This window comes from Natronomonas aquatica, assembly GCF_024449025.1.
Taxonomy (GTDB): domain Archaea; phylum Halobacteriota; class Halobacteria; order Halobacteriales; family Haloarculaceae; genus Natronomonas; species Natronomonas aquatica.
The window spans coordinates 1-15,452 of sequence record NZ_JAHLKM010000029.1 but is presented as its reverse complement, the minus strand read 5'-3'; the positions used below and the strand labels follow the sequence as shown (position 1 = coordinate 15,452).

General features: G+C 65.3%; 13 protein-coding genes. 6 read left to right on the top strand and 7 right to left on the bottom strand.

Features of this window, described 5'->3' with window-relative positions; genetic code table 11:
* Window positions 1-6 precede the first annotated feature (6 nt).
* A complete protein-coding gene (locus tag KM295_RS14175) occupies window positions 7-627 on the top strand; it encodes an MBL fold metallo-hydrolase (RefSeq protein ID WP_256030632.1) in 621 nt (206 codons plus the stop codon).
* A 9-nt stretch (window positions 628-636) separates the two neighbouring features.
* On the opposite strand, the gene KM295_RS14170 is transcribed toward KM295_RS14175, so the two are convergent.
* The 4 genes from KM295_RS14170 to KM295_RS14155 form a co-directional block, all read right to left on the bottom strand.
* Entirely contained in the window at window positions 637-1,716 is a 1,080-nt protein-coding gene (locus KM295_RS14170; protein ID WP_256030631.1) for a phytoene/squalene synthase family protein, read from the bottom strand.
* A gap of 69 nt (window positions 1,717-1,785) precedes the next feature.
* Window positions 1,786-4,143, bottom strand: coding sequence for an efflux RND transporter permease subunit (locus KM295_RS14165; protein WP_256030630.1), 2,358 nt, complete (start codon window positions 4,141-4,143; stop codon window positions 1,786-1,788).
* 6 nt (window positions 4,144-4,149) lie between these two features.
* Window positions 4,150-5,802 (bottom strand): COG1361 S-layer family protein, encoded by a 1,653-nt coding sequence (locus tag KM295_RS14160; RefSeq protein ID WP_256030628.1) that lies wholly within the window; start codon window positions 5,800-5,802, stop codon window positions 4,150-4,152.
* A gap of 166 nt (window positions 5,803-5,968) precedes the next feature.
* On the bottom strand, window positions 5,969-6,418 hold the full coding sequence (locus tag KM295_RS14155) for a universal stress protein (protein WP_256030626.1): 450 nt from the start codon (window positions 6,416-6,418) through the stop codon (window positions 5,969-5,971).
* Window positions 6,419-6,523: 105 nt separating this feature from the next.
* Here KM295_RS14155 and KM295_RS14150 point away from each other — a divergent pair, with 105 nt between their 5' ends.
* Together KM295_RS14150 and nadE are read left to right on the top strand one after the other, a co-directional pair.
* On the top strand, window positions 6,524-6,958 hold the full coding sequence (locus tag KM295_RS14150) for a universal stress protein (RefSeq protein WP_256030625.1): 435 nt from the start codon (window positions 6,524-6,526) through the stop codon (window positions 6,956-6,958).
* Between the two features lie 233 nt (window positions 6,959-7,191).
* Window positions 7,192-7,989, top strand: coding sequence for an NAD(+) synthase (nadE, locus tag KM295_RS14145; protein ID WP_256030624.1), 798 nt, complete (start codon window positions 7,192-7,194; stop codon window positions 7,987-7,989).
* Between the two features lie 21 nt (window positions 7,990-8,010).
* On the opposite strand, the gene ubaA is transcribed toward nadE, so the two are convergent.
* Both ubaA and msrB read right to left on the bottom strand, forming a co-directional pair.
* Window positions 8,011-8,823, bottom strand: coding sequence for an SAMP-activating enzyme E1 (ubaA, locus tag KM295_RS14140; RefSeq protein WP_256030623.1), 813 nt, complete (start codon window positions 8,821-8,823; stop codon window positions 8,011-8,013).
* A gap of 196 nt (window positions 8,824-9,019) precedes the next feature.
* On the bottom strand, window positions 9,020-9,418 hold the full coding sequence (gene msrB, locus KM295_RS14135) for a peptide-methionine (R)-S-oxide reductase MsrB (protein ID WP_256030622.1): 399 nt from the start codon (window positions 9,416-9,418) through the stop codon (window positions 9,020-9,022).
* Window positions 9,419-9,525: 107 nt separating this feature from the next.
* Here msrB and KM295_RS14130 point away from each other — a divergent pair, with 107 nt between their 5' ends.
* On the top strand, window positions 9,526-9,705 hold the full coding sequence (locus KM295_RS14130; RefSeq protein ID WP_256030621.1) for a hypothetical protein: 180 nt from the start codon (window positions 9,526-9,528) through the stop codon (window positions 9,703-9,705).
* Window positions 9,706-9,806: 101 nt separating this feature from the next.
* Here the strand turns inward: KM295_RS14130 and KM295_RS14125 are convergent, their stop codons facing one another.
* Window positions 9,807-12,104: an amino acid permease gene (locus tag KM295_RS14125; protein WP_256030620.1), complete on the bottom strand. Its 2,298-nt coding sequence runs from the start codon at window positions 12,102-12,104 to the stop codon at window positions 9,807-9,809.
* A 377-nt stretch (window positions 12,105-12,481) separates the two neighbouring features.
* Here KM295_RS14125 and KM295_RS14120 point away from each other — a divergent pair, with 377 nt between their 5' ends.
* Together KM295_RS14120 and KM295_RS14115 are read left to right on the top strand one after the other, a co-directional pair.
* Window positions 12,482-12,922: a universal stress protein gene (locus tag KM295_RS14120; RefSeq protein WP_256030619.1), complete on the top strand. Its 441-nt coding sequence runs from the start codon at window positions 12,482-12,484 to the stop codon at window positions 12,920-12,922.
* A complete protein-coding gene (locus tag KM295_RS14115; protein WP_256030618.1) occupies window positions 12,919-15,189 on the top strand; it encodes an amino acid permease in 2,271 nt (756 codons plus the stop codon). Before KM295_RS14120 ends, KM295_RS14115 begins: the two co-directional genes overlap by 4 nt.
* Window positions 15,190-15,452: the final 263 nt, after the last annotated feature.

Below are 15,452 nucleotides of genomic sequence, written 5' to 3'. Positions count from 1 at the left end.
CTCGGTATGGACGCGACAACCGTGACAAACGTCACCGCCGGCGCCGAGACGTTCACCTGTAACGCCTATCTCGTCGAGGGCGATCGGACGGTCCTCGTCGACGCGGGTGCCTACGAGGGCGTCGTCGACGCAATCGCCGAACACACCGACACGCTCGATGCGGTCGTGTTGACCCACCAACACACCGACCACGTCGGCGGGCTCGATGCCGTCCTCGACGCCTTCGACGCGCCGCTGTACGCCTACGCCGAGCACCCGCGCCGCGAGACAGCACTCGAGGCCGGCGATCAGGTCTTCATCGGCGAGGAGCCCTTCGACGTCGTCTACACGCCCGGCCACGCGGACGATCACGTCTCGTTCGTCTCCGAGACGACGCTTTTCAGCGGCGACGTCGTCGTCCACAACGACGGCGCCTTCGAGTACGGTAGCTTCGGGCGGACCGATATGGCCGGTCAGTCCCGCGAGCGGCTGATCGAGAGCCTCCGGACGCTCCTAACGGAGATGGGCGAGGGGATCGAACATATGTACGCCGGGCACGGCGAGGAGTTCCACGGTGACGTCCGCGACGTCGTCGAGACGGCGCTCGGGCGTGCGGAAAAGCGCGAGCCGAAGTATCCCGACAGCTAAACCCGACGGTCACTCCGGGCTCGGACGCGTGGTGTGGAACGGCTCGCGGGCGATGATCGAACGGAACTCCGAAAGCGCCGCCCGGTCGGCGTCGGCCATCGCCTCGACGACCGCGTACACCTCCTGTCTGGAGACCTTCGCGTCCCGCTCGGTGAGCGCGTCGACCGGGCTGTCGGTGAGTTCCCGGAGCGTACCGACGGCGAGCAGAAACGGCACGCCCCACGCGGCGAGGGTGTTGCCGTGTCTGAGCGGCATCTTCTGGAGGTACCGTTCGGCCTCGTCGAGAAACGTCCGGGCGTGGGCCGCCGTACGGCTGACGACGGCCGCAGCCGGCTCGCGGTGTTTCTCCTCGAGGATCGCTTCCTGGGGGACGTCCTCCTCGCTGAGCCACGACGCCGGCAGATAGACGTTGTCTTCCTCGGTGTAATCGTCGTAGACGTCCTTGGCGATGTTGACGAGCTGTAAGAGGAGACCGAAGGACTCGGCGGTCTCGTACAGCGTTCGCCGGCGCCCCTCGTCGATCTCCTCACGTGTCAACAGGTTCGTGACGAGTATGCCGACCGTGCCGGCGGCGTAGTGACAGTACTCCTCGAGTTCCGCCCGCGTGCCGATCCGGAGCCCGTCGCTTTCGGCGTGCTCCTCGACGAACGTCGCCATCCCCTCGACGAGTTCGATCACCGGCGGGGTGATCGCCTCCCGGACGTCCGCCGGCAGCGTTCCGAACGCCGACGTCACCCGCGGCGCCGCCGCGACGACGTCCCAGTCGTCGGATCGGTCCGCCTCCGGCGGGAGCCACGGCTCGACCGCGGCTGTGAACGCCTCGATCCCGCGCGCGTCGTCGGGATCGATCGACCGGGCGTAGGTCCGCAACAGGTCCGCCCCCGCTTCGGGCGGCACGTGACCGGCGTCCTCGATCGTATCCGGAATCCGACACAGGAGGTACCCCAGACAGATCTGTGTCGCCATCGGCTCATCGAGGCTCTCGACTGTGAGTGCGAACGTCCGGGAAACGTTCCGGACGGCTCCGTGACACCACGCTACGTCGGTGTCACGGTCGGAGCCGGACGGACTGGGTGTATCGCCGATCATCGGGTTACCCGGCCTACGGGACCATCCATGAAAAGTCTCGTGGACGGGGAATCCGACTGTGGAACCGGCTTACTCGTCCGAAGCGTCGGGATCCGTGTCCGTGCTCGTCCGGTCGACGAGATGAACGACGGTCAGCGCCGCCGGCAGGACGGTGAACGCCGTCAGAAGCGAGAAGGCGATCGCGAGCACCGTCGTCTTCCCGAAGTTCGCGAGCACGGGGAACCGCGAGATGGTCAACACCCCGAACCCGAATATCGTGGTGAAACTCGAACCGATGATCGGCCGCGAGAGCTTCGAGACTGCCGTCGAAGCCGCGGTCAACCGATCGACCCCGTGTGATTCGATCTCGAACTCGTAGCGCTCGAAGAGGTGGATCCCGTAGTCGACGCCGATCCCGAGCGTGAGCGACGACATCGTGATCGTCAGCGGGTTCCACGGGATCGAGAGGACGTACATCGCCCCGGTGACGAGCAGGGCGGCGCTCCCGGCGACGCTCGCGATGAGCGTCACGGCGATACGCGGCGAGAGGAACGCGAGGCTCAAAAACACCAGCCCGAGCCCGAAGGACAGAAGCGTCATCGGCGTCAGCCCCGCGGTGACGTTCTCGATGACGTTGCGGTTGAGCACGGGCTTGCCGGTGACCTGGACGTCGTCGGCGCCCTCGACCGCCAACTCGGCGTTGCCCTCGAACTCCCCGATGAGCGTCCGGACGATCTCGCCCTCGATATCGTCAACGTAGAACGTCACGAGTACCGTCGAGGGGTTCTCGTCGGGCGGTCGGGAGACGGCGAGTTCGGAGCCGTCGGACCCCGCCCCGAGGTGTCGGTCCAGTTCTGCCTCGGTCTCGGGGATCCGGCCACCGTTCGCCAGTTGGACTCTCGTGACCGGGCTCTGGACGGAGTTCACCCGGTCGTTTTCGAGCATCAGCCGTTGATACGTCGCGATCTCCCGGAACGTCTCCGGCGTGTACGCCCGGTCCGTCTCGATCAGCACGTAGATAACCTTCGGACTCTCGACCGTATCCGCGAGCCGTTCCATATCGTTTTTCTCCTCGAGGTCCTGCGGCCAGAAGTCCATCATCTCCTCTTTCGGCTCGACCTGCGGGTAGGCGTACGCCCCGCCGGAGACCAGAAGGACGGCCAGAAACAGCGTGAGAAGCGGCCGGCCGCCCGTCACGTTCGTCGTGAACCGACGGGTCGCCGCCTCGAGTCGGTCGTCTTCGGGACCGCTTCCGACGCGTTCGTCGCCCTCGTTCCCGTAGCCGCCCCGGTCGTACCGGACGAGCAACGCGGGCAACAGCGTGACAGAGAGGATCATCGCCGCGAGCACGGCGAGTGCGCTCGTGACACCGAACTGTCGGACCGGCGGGACCGCCGAGACGAGAAGCGATCCCAGCCCGACGACCGTCGTTCCCATCGCGATCAAAAGCGCCCGCCCGGTCGTCCGGGTCGCCATCGCGGCCGCTTCCGTCGGGGAATCGCCGCCATGCCGTTCCTCGACGTACCGGGTGTGTATCTGGAGCCCGTAGTCGATGCCCAGCCCCAGCGCGATCGGCATCACGCCGAGCATGATCGCGTTGAAATCGTAGCCCAGCGCGCCCATCGCGCCGAACATGTACACGAGCGCCGTCATCGCGGTCCCGAGCGGCAACAGGACGTGCCAGCCGCGTTCGACCTTCCGCCGCATGACGGCGTAGACGACCCCGAAAATGAGCGCGAACGCGCCGGCGAACAGCCCGATCATCTCCGGGAGCATCAGCCCGAAGGCGGCGTTCTCGAAGACGGGCTGGCCGGTCACCGTGATCGATACCCCCGGCGGCGTCACGGCGGCTTCGGTCTCGGAGTCGATCTCCGAGTAGATCACGTCCGCCCCCCGGGTCGGCAGAAACGCCCCGCGGTCGAAGCGGTCGACCTCGCCGTAGCTCACGAGGATCACGGTCGTCCCCGTCTCCGGCTGGAGCCGGTCGACCATCGCCGCCGATTCGGGGTTCCGGCTCTCGACGCGGTCGATCGCCCGCTCGACGCCCGCCTCCGTCTCCGGGATGGTGCCGCCGTTGCCGGCGCGTACGACGTCGGCCAGCGACGTGACCCGCTCGACGTCCTTGACGTTCGAGCTATACCGGCTGTCCAGCCGATCGATCGCGCGGATCGTCTCCGGATCGTGGGGCCGGTCGGACTCGACGAGGACGAAGACGTTGTTTCCCGTCTCGAAATCGTCCTTCAGCGTCTCCCAGTCGTGCATCGTCGCCGAGTCGTCATCGATATAGAGGGTCATCCCCATGCTCATCTGGACGCCGGCGAGCCCGACGGCCAACGCGAGGAGAGCGGTGACGGCGACGATCGCGAACACCTGTTTTTGGTTCTGCGCGGCGTACCGGCCGGTCGCCGCGAGGCGATCCCGGACGCGTTCTCCGAGGGCGGTCACCATGGGTTGTTACCGCACGCTCGCTCGGATCTGATCTCTGTAGGCGATGCCGGCCCCGGCCAGGATGGCGATGAGGACCACGACGGCGACGATCTCGAAGAGCCGCCCTTCAGGGCTCGTGACGGTGACGGGCGCCGTCTCGATGTCGGTCACGACGGTGTTTCCGAACGCGTTGTCGTGTTTGATCGTCGTATCGAGCGAGTAGGTCTTCGGCGTCGCCGCGCCGTCGGTCGTTACGGTGAACGTCGCCGTTTCCGTCTCGCCCGGTTCGAGCGTCCCCACGTAGGCGGTGTCGTCGTCGGTGCTGAACGGCGAGTTCGTGTTGATCCGGATCTCGGCGTTCGTCAGGGGGCCGCCACCGGTGTTTTCGACGGTCAACTCGACGGTCTCGGTCGATCCAGATTCAAGCGTGGTCGTCTCGACCACCCTGAATTTCTTTTCGGGGTCCACGTCGACAGCGACGGTGTGTTGGTCGCTCTCGACGCGGTTCCCGTAGCCGTCATCGTGGCCGATCGTGAACGAAAGCGGGTACGTCTGTGGGACGGTTCGATCGGAGGCCTCCAGTTTGAACGTCGTCGTCGCCGTCTCGCCCGGCTCGAGCGTTCCGAGATTCCCCTGCGTGGATAGCCGTGAGAACGGTTCGAGCGGCTGGAGAAGTGCCCGTGCGTCCGTCGCGGCGCGGTCGCCGGTGTTCTCGACAGTCACCGAGACAGCCCCGATCGAGTCGACGTAGAGCGCCTCCGTTTCAGCCGACAGTTCGAACTCCGGGCCCTCGGCGACGGGGACCGATCCGGTCCGAACCGCCGACTCGGCGGCGTTGCCGTTCTCGTCGTCGTAGTGAAGCCGGAAGTTCGCCGCGTACTCGCCCGCCTCGTCGACGTTCGCGATCCCCGTCTGGAACGTCGCCGTCGCCGTCTCTCCGGGTTCCAGCCGTCCGACCGAGACGCCGTCGGTCCGCGGGCGGAAATGCGTCGACTCGAGCATCCGCAGACTCGCGTCCCGGGCGGTCTCCGATCCCGTGTTCTGGAGGGTAACGGTGACTGCGCCGTCGGCGTTCCGGTAGATCCCGTCGCTTTCCACCCCTTCGACGCTCAGCCGTGGGGCTTTCTCGACCCGGATCGTCACGTATTCGGTCACCGTCTCGGTGTTCCGGTTGATAATATACCCGTCGTTGTCCACGATTATCCCGCGAACGTACTCGTATTTCATCGTCACCGGAACGCGGTACGTTCCCGGCTCGGCGCCCTCATCGACTTCAACCGTCAGACTGGCCGGCTGACTGCTTCCTGCCTGGATCGTCCCCAGGTTCTGTGTCCCGCTTTTGATGTCGAAGGGAGCGTCGGTCGACTCGAACGACGCTGTCGTGGCGGTCGCCGCGCCGAGCTCGACCCGATGTGATTGTACGACTTCTGAAATTCCGTCGATCCGTCGGTCGGTCTCGGTCGTCCCGTCGTGTCGGTTCTGGACGGTTAGCTCGAACCGCTTTGTCTCCCCCGGCGAGACGACGTTTTCGTCCTGAACGGACGGATCCAACGTCGGTTCGGAGAAATCGTTGTACCGCTCGGCCGAGACGGTACCGGCCCCCGCCGCCGCGAGAACCGAGCCCAGCAGGACGACCGATAGCGTGACCGTTGCGACAGCGCGCAACCTCTCTCGTTCCATGGTTATGAATATATTGTGCAATACTAAACTTATACCTGTCGGTCGTCGCACGTCGAGGTGTACGGTAACGGGATACGTCCGGAACCGCCCACGTTCGACGAACTGCCGGCGTCGATACGATCGGCCGTGTGGACGGGGAGGTATAAAAGACGCGTGTGGGCCGCCGTTACTCCTCGACGGGCGTCTTGACGACGGTGACCGGCCGATGGGCCATCCGCGTCACCCGTTCGGCGACGCTGCCGAGCAACCGGCGGTACTCCCCCGAACGGTTCTTCGATCCGATAACGGTCAGCCCGACATCGGCCTCCTCGGCGTACGCGAGGATCTCCTCGTGGGGGACGCCGTGTCTGATCGCCGACTCGGCGTCGACGCCGGCCGATTCGGCCGCCTCGATGACCTCCTCGATCGCCTCGTTACCGGCCTGTTCGAGCGCGCTCTCGAGCCCCTCGAACTCGTGGACGTACTCGTCGCCCGTATAGGAGCTGTAGGCGTCGGTATCGACGACATAGAGGACGTGTAGCTCGGCGTCGTACCGTTCGGCGGCGTCGAGGGCGTGGTCGATCGCCCGTTCGGATCCGGCGCTCGTGTCGACGGGCAACAGCAATCTGTCGTACATACCCAAGCGTGGGCGTGGGCCCCACCTATTCGTTTCGCCCGATCCCGGCCGACGGGAGGTTCACAACAGTTTATTCCTCGTCACGATAACGTGCGGACGAATCCGATGTACGACGACATTCTCGTTCCGACGGACGGCGGGGAAGGGATGGAAGCGGTCATCGAGCGCGCCATCGACATGGCGAAACAGCGCGGGGCGACTCTCCATGCGCTTTCGGTCATCGACAGCAACGTCTTTCTCACGCTCGATGAGGAGCTGACCGACGCAGTCGAGGGAGAGCTCGAAGCGAACGCGCAAGGCGCCGTGGAGACGATCTCGGGGGCCGCAGAGGAGGCGGGCGTCGAAAGCAGCGTCACCGTCCGGCGCGGACGGCCGGGCGAGGAGATCCTCGCGTACGCCGAGGGAATCGGTGCCGATCTCCTCGTGATGGGAACCCGCAGCAAGGACGGCCACGAGCGGCGGATGCTCGGGAGCGTCGCACAGGACGTGGTCTCGGAGGCCACCCAGCCGACGCTGGTCGTCCCGCTCGGATCGGACTGACCCGGGGACCGAAACGGCAGGCCCTCCCGGTCGCTGGACGCCGTGGGACGATGTTTCCAACGATCGTTTCTGTCTATTCGGAGATAATGGATGAGTGATTGTAAAATGAATAATAAGGTGTCTGTAGACAATCCTTATACGGTCTCCAGTGACTGTTTATACACGAACGATGGAACGACCGAGTCACCGGCGACCGGCGGACGAACGCCCGGGAAGGAACAGGGGCTGAGAGGATGGCCGATCGGACGGCAGAGTTCCGTGACGACACGGCCGCCATGTGCGAAGAGTGTGTCGCGTTCATCCGTTCGATCGTGAGCACGGCCGACGCCGAGGGCGTCGTGGTCGGACTCGACGGCGGCCTCGGCTCGACGGTCGTCGCGACGCTCGCGGTCGAGGCGCTCGGGACCGACGACGTTTCGGGGCTCGTGCTCCCGAGCAGCAAGATCGGCTCGCGGAGCGCCCGGGACGCCGAAGCCGTCAGCGATGTCCTCGGGATCGACTCCGAGACGGTCCACCTCCAGCAGTTGCTCGTCCAGTTCGGGAACCTGGCACCACATACCGACCTCCACGGCGACCCGATCGTCCGCGAGAACCTCGTCGCCCGTCTGCGGATGACGATGCTGTATCTGTCGGCCAACGCGACGGCGCGGCTCGTCGCCGGAACCACGACGAAAAGCGAGTTCCTGTTGGGCTCGTTCGCGAAACACGGCGACGGTGCGGCCGACCTCCGGCCGCTGGGCGGACTCTACCGGACCGAGGTCGAACGGCTCGCCGACGAACTCGAGATCCCCCCGTTCGTCACCGAACGGCCCGCCGCCGTCGGCTTCTATCCCGGCCGATCGGACAGCCACGACCTCGAGGCCCCCCAGTCGGTGATCGATGCGGTCCTCGGGCGGTTGATCGAAGAAAACGAGAGCCCCGAGCGGATCGCGGCGACGCTCGAGGTCGACGCGGGGGTGGTCGATCGGATCGTCCGCCGACACGAGATGACCGCCCACAAGCGTCGTCACCCGCCGACCCCGGCAGGGTAGCTCCGCGCCGGAATCGCGGCGCTAGATCGCGCAGGTCGACTCGTAGGTGACCTCGTGGATCGACTCGATTCCGCCCTCGCCACAGATCGGACAGTCCGGCCGAGGGTCGATCGAGACCTCCTGGAACGTCATGTCCGCGGCGTCGTAGAAGATCATCCGCCCGTCGAGCGTCTCGCCGTGCTCCAGACAGAGTTTGATCGCCTCGGTCGCCTGAATGCAGCCGACGGTTCCGGGCAACACCCCGAGCACGCCGGCGGTCGCACAGTCGGGGACAGTGCCGGGTTCGGGCGCCTCGGGAAAGAGACACCGGTAACAGGGTCCGCCCTCGTTCGCCTCGAAGGTGGTCATCTGCCCCTCGAACCGGAGGATCGCCCCGTGGGCGAAGGGAACGCCCGCGAGCGTACAGGCATCGTTGACGAGATAGCGGGTCGCGAAGTTGTCGGAGCCGTCGACGACGACGTCGTAGTCAGCTATGAGCGACTCGACGTTGTCGGCGGTCACCCGCGTCTCGTGGGTCCGGACGTCGACGTCGGGGTTCTGGCGTTCGATGAATTCCCGGGCGGAGTCGACCTTCGGGCGGCCCACGTCGGCGTCGGCGTGGACGACCTGCCGCTGGAGGTTCGACCGCTCGACGACGTCGTCGTCGGCGATCCCGATCGTCCCGACGCCGGCGGCCGCCAGATACTGCAGGATCGGCGACCCGAGCCCGCCGGCCCCGATACAGAGGACGTTCGAACCGAGCAGCCGTTTTTGTCCCTCGGGGCCGATGCCGTCCATGATGATGTGTCTGGAGTAGCGATCGAGTTGCTCGGCGTCGAGCGAGAGATCGGACATGGTCGGGTGTTGGATACCCACGTATAAATTGCCGGGGGTCCCGACGGCCGGATGAGGGTCTGGCGTGCAGGCGGTGGGTCCGTCCGGCGATCCGTCCACCGCGCTTTCGCTTCGGCGGACCGCCGTCGATCGGTCAGGTCACGGGCGGTCTGGCCCCCCGATAGTATATAAATCGCCGGACGGCCGAAGTCGACGCTCAGGACTCGTCGAACTCCAGCGCAGCGGAGTTCATGCAGAACCGCTTGCCGGTCGGCTCGGGGCCGTCCTCGAAGACGTGGCCGAGATGGCCCTCACACCGCGCACAGACGACTTCTGTCCGGACCATCCCGTGGCTTCTGTCCTCGCGGAACTCGACGGCCCCCTCCTTTGCGTCGTAAAAGGAGGGCCACCCCGAGTTCGAGTCGAACTTCGTCTCGGAATCGAACAGTTCGGCCCCACAGCCGGCACACCGGTAGCGCCCGTCGTCGTCCTTCCCGAGGTACTCCCCGGAGAACTTCGGTTCGGTGCCCTGCTCGCGGAGGATCCGGTACTCCTCGTCGGTGAGTAGTTCCCGCCACTCCTCGTCGGTCTCGGGGAGATCGTGTGTTTCGGCCATACACGCTGTTGGGGCTCGAATGGCTTTGTCGTTACGACAGGGGCAGTCGGGAACGTCGGCGAAGGGGACCCACAAGGCCAAAGAGCGTTCCCGTGGTTCCTCCGGGTATGCGTACCGAAGACGAGATCAGAGAGCGGATCGCCGAACTCGAATCCCAGTACGACGACTACGACCCGCCCTCCTCGGAGTTCGAGGACACCGCGGAGGTCGCCGTCCTCCGGGCGATCGAGGAACTGGAGTGGGTCCTCGAAGAGTACGACGGGGCGGCCGGGTTTACGACGTCCTGAGCGGCCCGGATCCCCCGTGTGTCTGTTCGTACTCTCGGCGACAGTTTCGTGAAGCGATCGCCGGGAATACGAATATCTCGATATGGCGATAGCCGACAGTATCAGTCGTCGTCTCCGACGTCGCTTCGGGTGTCGTCGGCCCGCGCGCCGGCGCCGAAGAGACGTTCGCGGACTCCCCGCCCGTGTTTCTTTTCGGCCAGAAGCACCGAACAATCGACATCATAGAGAACATCCAACACGAGCGAGCCACGGACGAGCCGCGAGATCAGTCCCCGTTCGGTCGCTCCGATGACGAGCAGCGTCGCCTCCTCGGCAGCGCGGGCGATGCTTTCCCCGATGTCACCGGTCTCGATCCGCAACTCGGCGTCGGCGAGACCGTGTTCGTCGGCCCACGGCTCGAGGAGGGCTCGGCCCTCGGATTCGTCGTCGGCGACGTGCAGAAGCGTCACCTCGGAGTCGAACTCCGCCCGCAACATCCGGGCGACGGCGGCCGAGAGGTCCGAATCGGGCCCCCCTGCAGTCGGCACGAGGATTCGGGCAGCATCGAAGCCACGATCCCGGAAGACGAGGAAATCACAGGGCAACGAGTAGGCCAGTTCGTCGACGGCTGATTCGGCCCGTCCGGGCGAACCGTGGGCGTCCTCGCCCCATCCCATCACCGTGATGTCGGCCCCGAAGGTCCGGGCGGCGTCGAAGATCTCTTCGAAGGTCCGGTGTGAGAGGACGACGTGGGTCTCGATCTCGGCGCCGAAGGTCTCGGCGTCGGCCTGGGCGCGTTCGAGCAGATCCCGCGCGGCGTCGTGGGCGCCGCGGTCGCGGGCGGCCGCGAGCGACGTCTGGTCTGGGACGTTCGCGATGTTGACGGCCACGACCGTACCGTCGTTCTGTTTTGCGATCGCCGAAGCGAGCGTGATGAGATGCTGTTCTGTCGCGGGGTTCGAAAGCGGTACCAGCACCCGATAGTCGTCTCCTTCCGGCTGGACGGAGGTCGCCGCGGAGACGGCCGCATCGGGGAGTTCCTCGGAGCGATCGAGGATCCAGCCGGCGAGGACGCCGCGGGCCTCGACCCGGCTTCGCGCGTAGAAGAAATACCAGAGCGCCGCAAAGACGACAAGCCCGGCCGAGAGCACGATCACGAACGGTTCGATGTACGCGATCAGGGCGAAAGACGTGATCGCGCCGACGATCGGAACGATGGGATACAGCGGCACCTCGAAATCGGGGTCGTATCCGGGCGGTTCGGCCTCCCGCATCACGATCAACGCGAGGTTCAACAGCCCGTAGACGATCAGATGTAAAACCGAGCCGGCGGTCGCAAGCAACTCGAGGTTGCCGCCGAGCAGGAAGACGATGATCAACGCGCCGGTGAGCGCGATCGACTTGTACGGCGTGCCGAACCGGGTGTGAATATCGTTGAGGCTCGGCGTGACGATCTTTTCTCGTCCCATCGCGAAGTTGATCCGCGACGACGAGAGGATCGAGGCGTTCGCCGACGACGCCGTCGCCAACAGCCCGCCGAAGAGCAAAAGCGCCCACCCGAAGACGCCCATTTCGAAGCCGAAGAGGCTATACTGGCCGAAGAGCAGTTGGGCGGCGTCGACGACGGCCGTGTCGTTGCCGGCGACGAGGTCGTTCGGCACCGCCGCCAGAAGCACCAGAAGGAAGAGCCCGTAGACGACCGTCACGAGGACGACCGAACCGATGACGGCCCGCGGTAGGTTCCGGCCGGGGTCTTTGATCTCCTCGGCGACGGAGGTGATCTGGACGAAGCCGAGATAGGAGACGAAGACGATCGCGGTGACGGGCAACACCTCGGCCGCCGCGCCGGGCGGTGCGAGCGGTCGCAACGACTCGAGATCGGCGTTCAACAGCCCGACGACGGTGAAAAGGCCGAGGATACACAAAAGCAAAAGCACGATGATGATCTGGAGGCCGCCGGTCTCCTTGGCGCCGAAGTAGTTGACGGCGATGAAAAACAGCGCGCCGACGAAGCCGATGACTTGCGCCGCTTCGAGAAAAAGCGGCCCGACCGAGAGCGCGGGCGCGCCGACGAGCGTGTTGACGTACTCGCCGAGCCCGTACATATAAAATGCCGAGGCGAAGGCCAGTCCGAGCCAGTTGGCCCACCCGCTGATGGAGCCGAAAAGCGGTCCGAGCGCTTTGTTGATGTAGAAGTACGCGCCGCCGGATTTCGGCATCGCGGTACCGAGTTCCGACGCCGAAAGGGCGGTAAACAGCGCGATCACGCCGCCGAGGACGAACGTGACCGCGGCAAGCGGGCCCGCCCGGAGCACCGCCGTCCCCGGTAGCACGAAGATTCCGGCCCCGATCATCGTCCCGACGCCGATCGTGAGGGCCGCAAGCGGCCCCAGGTCCTTGGCGAGTTCCTCCTCGCTCACGGTTCGTCCCTCCGTCCCTGGTGGGATATCCAGCAGGTGATCGCACGACAGCGAAGAATCATAGTCTCCTGTTTTGCGGCATCGGGTTTATGAGTTCCCATAGTAGCGATGGCGGACGATACAACGCGATCGCACACTCGTAGTGCGATCGATGTGTACGTACCTGCGGTGAGTACTATATTATAAACGCCGGAAGCCCGAACTATCGGGTGATCGTACAGTTTTGGGTGACGCTACCGGCACTTGTTAACCCGTAGGATCCGATACAACAGTAAATGTCACAAACAAACTGGATTCCAACGCTCGCATTAATAGTATCTATATATAAAGCGTGGAACACCACATGTTTTTAAAACAAGGAGTAGTTATCGACAAATATGGAAAACAATCAGGGCAGCGGATCTCGGGAGTTACTCGGCCACGTCCTTCTGCCGGTGGCCCACGAGGACGACGCCCTGAAGACGGCGATGGCCCTGGAACCGTACGGGCCTGAAAAGGTAACTGCGCTCCACGTCGTCGAGAAAGGTGAGGGAGTCCCCGACAAAACACCCGTCGAACAATCCGAGGAACTCGCCGAAGAGTCCTACGCCGCCGTCCGCAGGGTCTTCCCCGACGCCGACGAACATACCGCCTACGCCCGGGACGTCGCCGGGGCGATCTTCGAAGCCGCCGAAACTGTCGATGCGAGCGCTATCGCGTACCGCGCTCGCGGTGGCAACCGCCTCATGCAGTTTCTCTCCGGCGATCTCTCCATAAAACTCGTCACGAACGCGGATCGGCCGGTAATCGCACTCCCGCGTGACGACTCGAACGAATGAGCGATGAGGAACTCGCCAAGGACCTCGGGTTGATCTCGGCGATGACGATCGGTATCGGGACGATGATCGGCGCCGGGATCTTCGTGTTGCCCGGCGTCGCCGCGAACGCGGCCGGGCCGATCGTCGTCGTCTCCTTCGTCGTCGTCGGCGTGATCGCGATGGTCAACGCGCTGTCGATCTCGGAACTCGGCACCGCGATGCCGAAGGCCGGCGGCGGCTACTATTACATCAACAGGTCGCTCGGGCCGATGTTCGGCTCGATCGCCGGGATGGGCGACTGGATGGGTCTGGCCTTCGCCTCCGCGTTCTACTGTATCGGCTTCGGACAGTATCTCGCCGTCTTCGTCGGCCTGCCGACGATCGCGTTTCTCAATCCGATCCAACTCGGGGCGCTGCTGGCGGGGGCCGTCTTCGTCGCCGTCAACTACATCGGCGCCAAGGAGACCGGCGGCCTCCAGACGGTCATCGTTTTCACCCTGCTTTCGATACTCACCGTCTTCGCCGTCGCGGGCTTTTTCTCGTTCGATTACGCGACGCTCGCCGGTGAAGACGGACTCACACCCTTCGGCACCGGAGCGATCCTGCCGGCGACGGCGCTTGTGTTCGTCTCCTTTCTCGGGTACGCGAAGATCGCCACCGTCGGCGAAGAGCTGAAAAACCCCGGGCGGAACCTCCCGATCGCGATCATCGGAAGCGTCGCCATCGTCACAGTCATCTACGCGATCCTCGTGACGACGATGCTCGGGGTCATCCCCTGGCCCGAACTCAGCCAGGACGCGCCCGTCGCCCAGGCGGCCGAAGTCGCCTTCCCCGTCTCGATCGGACCGATCGGCGGGATCGCGGCGGCTGCCGCGGCGGTGATGACCATCGGCGCGCTGCTGGCGACGGCGTCGTCGGCGAATGCCTCGATCCTCGCCTCGGCGCGGATCAACTTCGCGATGGGACGGGACAAGATCGTCACCGACTGGCTCAACGAGATCCACCCGAACTTCGCGACGCCGTACCGGTCCATCCTCGTCACGGGCGGGCTCATCATCGTGTTCATCGCTTTTCTGGGGCGGGACATCGAAGTGCTCGCGAAGGCTGCCAGCGTCCTCCATCTCATCGTCTATGCGCTGATGAACGTAGCGCTGATCGTCTTCCGGGAGGCCGAGGTCCCCGAGTACGATCCGGACTTCAGGGTTCCGCTGTACCCGATCACGCCGATCCTCGGGGCGCTGCTGTCGCTCGGGCTCGTGGCCTTCATGGACGGGGTCGAGATCGCCCTCTCCGGCGGGTTCGTCGTCGCCGCCGTGGTGTGGTACTTCCTGTATGCGCGCGATAAAACGACACAGCAGGGTGTCCTCTCGGACTACATCCGGAGACGCGAGGAGGAACTCCCCGAAGAGATCGTCGACGCCGCCGACGCCGTCGCCCCGACCGGAGACGAGGGGCCGACGATCATGGTCGCCGTGGCGAACCCCCGAACCGAAAGCGACCTCATCACGCTGGCCGGCGCGCTCGCCGAACACGAAGGCGGTCGCGTGCTCGCGACGCATATCGTCACCGTTCCGGACCAGACGTCGCTCGCCGCCGCCGCCGAGAACCGATCGGCGATCGACGCCTCGTCGGAGGAGTTACTCGAGGCCGCGAAGATCGACGCCGGGGCGTTCGACGCGCCGATCGAGACGAAGACGATCCTCTCACACCGCGGGATCGAGGAGGTCTTCGACGCCGCCCGGACGAACGGCGCCGACACCGTCGTGATGGGCTATGGCGGCGCGCAGTTCGCCGGTGGACGCGCGGAAGGCAAACTCGAAGAGCTCACCCACGACCTCCCGTGTGATTTCCTCGTGCTGGACGGGGAAGAACTCGATCTCACGGACGTGCTCGTCCCCACGGCCGGCGGCCCCTCCTCGGATCTCTCCGCGGAGGTCGCCCGGGCGCTCCGGGACGCTGTCGGCGTGGACGTCTCACTGTTGCACATCGTCGATCCGGGCGAATCGAACGAGGCCGCCGGACGCGAGTTCCTCGAGGAGTGGGCCGGGAGTCACGAACTGGCGGACGCGGAGCTCCGGATCGAAACGGGCGACGTCGAGGAACGGATCGGGGAGATCGGCGCCGAGTACAGCCTGGTGGTCATCGGGGCGACCGAGCGGGGGCTGCTCTCGCGTATCGTCCGCGGGTCGCTCGCATTCGAGGCGATCGAGCGACTCGAAACGCCGGTGCTTTTGGCCGAACGGCCAACCCCGCGGTCGCTTCGGGAGCGGCTGTTCGGTCGTCGATAGCGACAGAAACCGCCCGGGGATCCGATCAGGCCGTCTTCCGCTCGAACTTCTCGCGGACCGTCTCGACTTTCGGCTGGGCGTGCATCGAACAGGAGGCGTCTTCGGAGTTCTTCCGGGGATCGGAGTCGGCAGGATTCGATTCAGCTAATGCAAGTTGACCAGAGGACGAACGTGATGATCGCCAGAACCACCTAAATCAGCGAGGGAGTCCCGCCGTTCACGGCGGGCGGGAATCGCGTAAGCTCCGAAGGGCAAACAACACT

Bases quoted from the DNA above. Each gene is read 5' to 3' on its own strand.
- KM295_RS14175 (WP_256030632.1), top strand. From the start codon at position 7: ATGGACGCGACAACCGTGACAAACGTCACCGCCGGCGCCGAGACGTTC.
- KM295_RS14170 (WP_256030631.1), bottom strand. From the start codon at position 1,716: ATGATCGGCGATACACCCAGTCCGTCCGGCTCCGACCGTGACACCGAC.
- KM295_RS14165 (WP_256030630.1), bottom strand. From the start codon at position 4,143: ATGGTGACCGCCCTCGGAGAACGCGTCCGGGATCGCCTCGCGGCGACC.
- KM295_RS14160 (WP_256030628.1), bottom strand. From the start codon at position 5,802: ATGGAACGAGAGAGGTTGCGCGCTGTCGCAACGGTCACGCTATCGGTC.
- KM295_RS14155 (WP_256030626.1), bottom strand. From the start codon at position 6,418: ATGTACGACAGATTGCTGTTGCCCGTCGACACGAGCGCCGGATCCGAA.
- KM295_RS14150 (WP_256030625.1), top strand. From the start codon at position 6,524: ATGTACGACGACATTCTCGTTCCGACGGACGGCGGGGAAGGGATGGAA.
- nadE (WP_256030624.1), top strand. From the start codon at position 7,192: ATGGCCGATCGGACGGCAGAGTTCCGTGACGACACGGCCGCCATGTGC.
- ubaA (WP_256030623.1), bottom strand. From the start codon at position 8,823: ATGTCCGATCTCTCGCTCGACGCCGAGCAACTCGATCGCTACTCCAGA.
- msrB (WP_256030622.1), bottom strand. From the start codon at position 9,418: ATGGCCGAAACACACGATCTCCCCGAGACCGACGAGGAGTGGCGGGAA.
- KM295_RS14130 (WP_256030621.1), top strand. From the start codon at position 9,526: ATGCGTACCGAAGACGAGATCAGAGAGCGGATCGCCGAACTCGAATCC.
- KM295_RS14120 (WP_256030619.1), top strand. From the start codon at position 12,482: ATGGAAAACAATCAGGGCAGCGGATCTCGGGAGTTACTCGGCCACGTC.
- KM295_RS14115 (WP_256030618.1), top strand. From the start codon at position 12,919: ATGAGCGATGAGGAACTCGCCAAGGACCTCGGGTTGATCTCGGCGATG.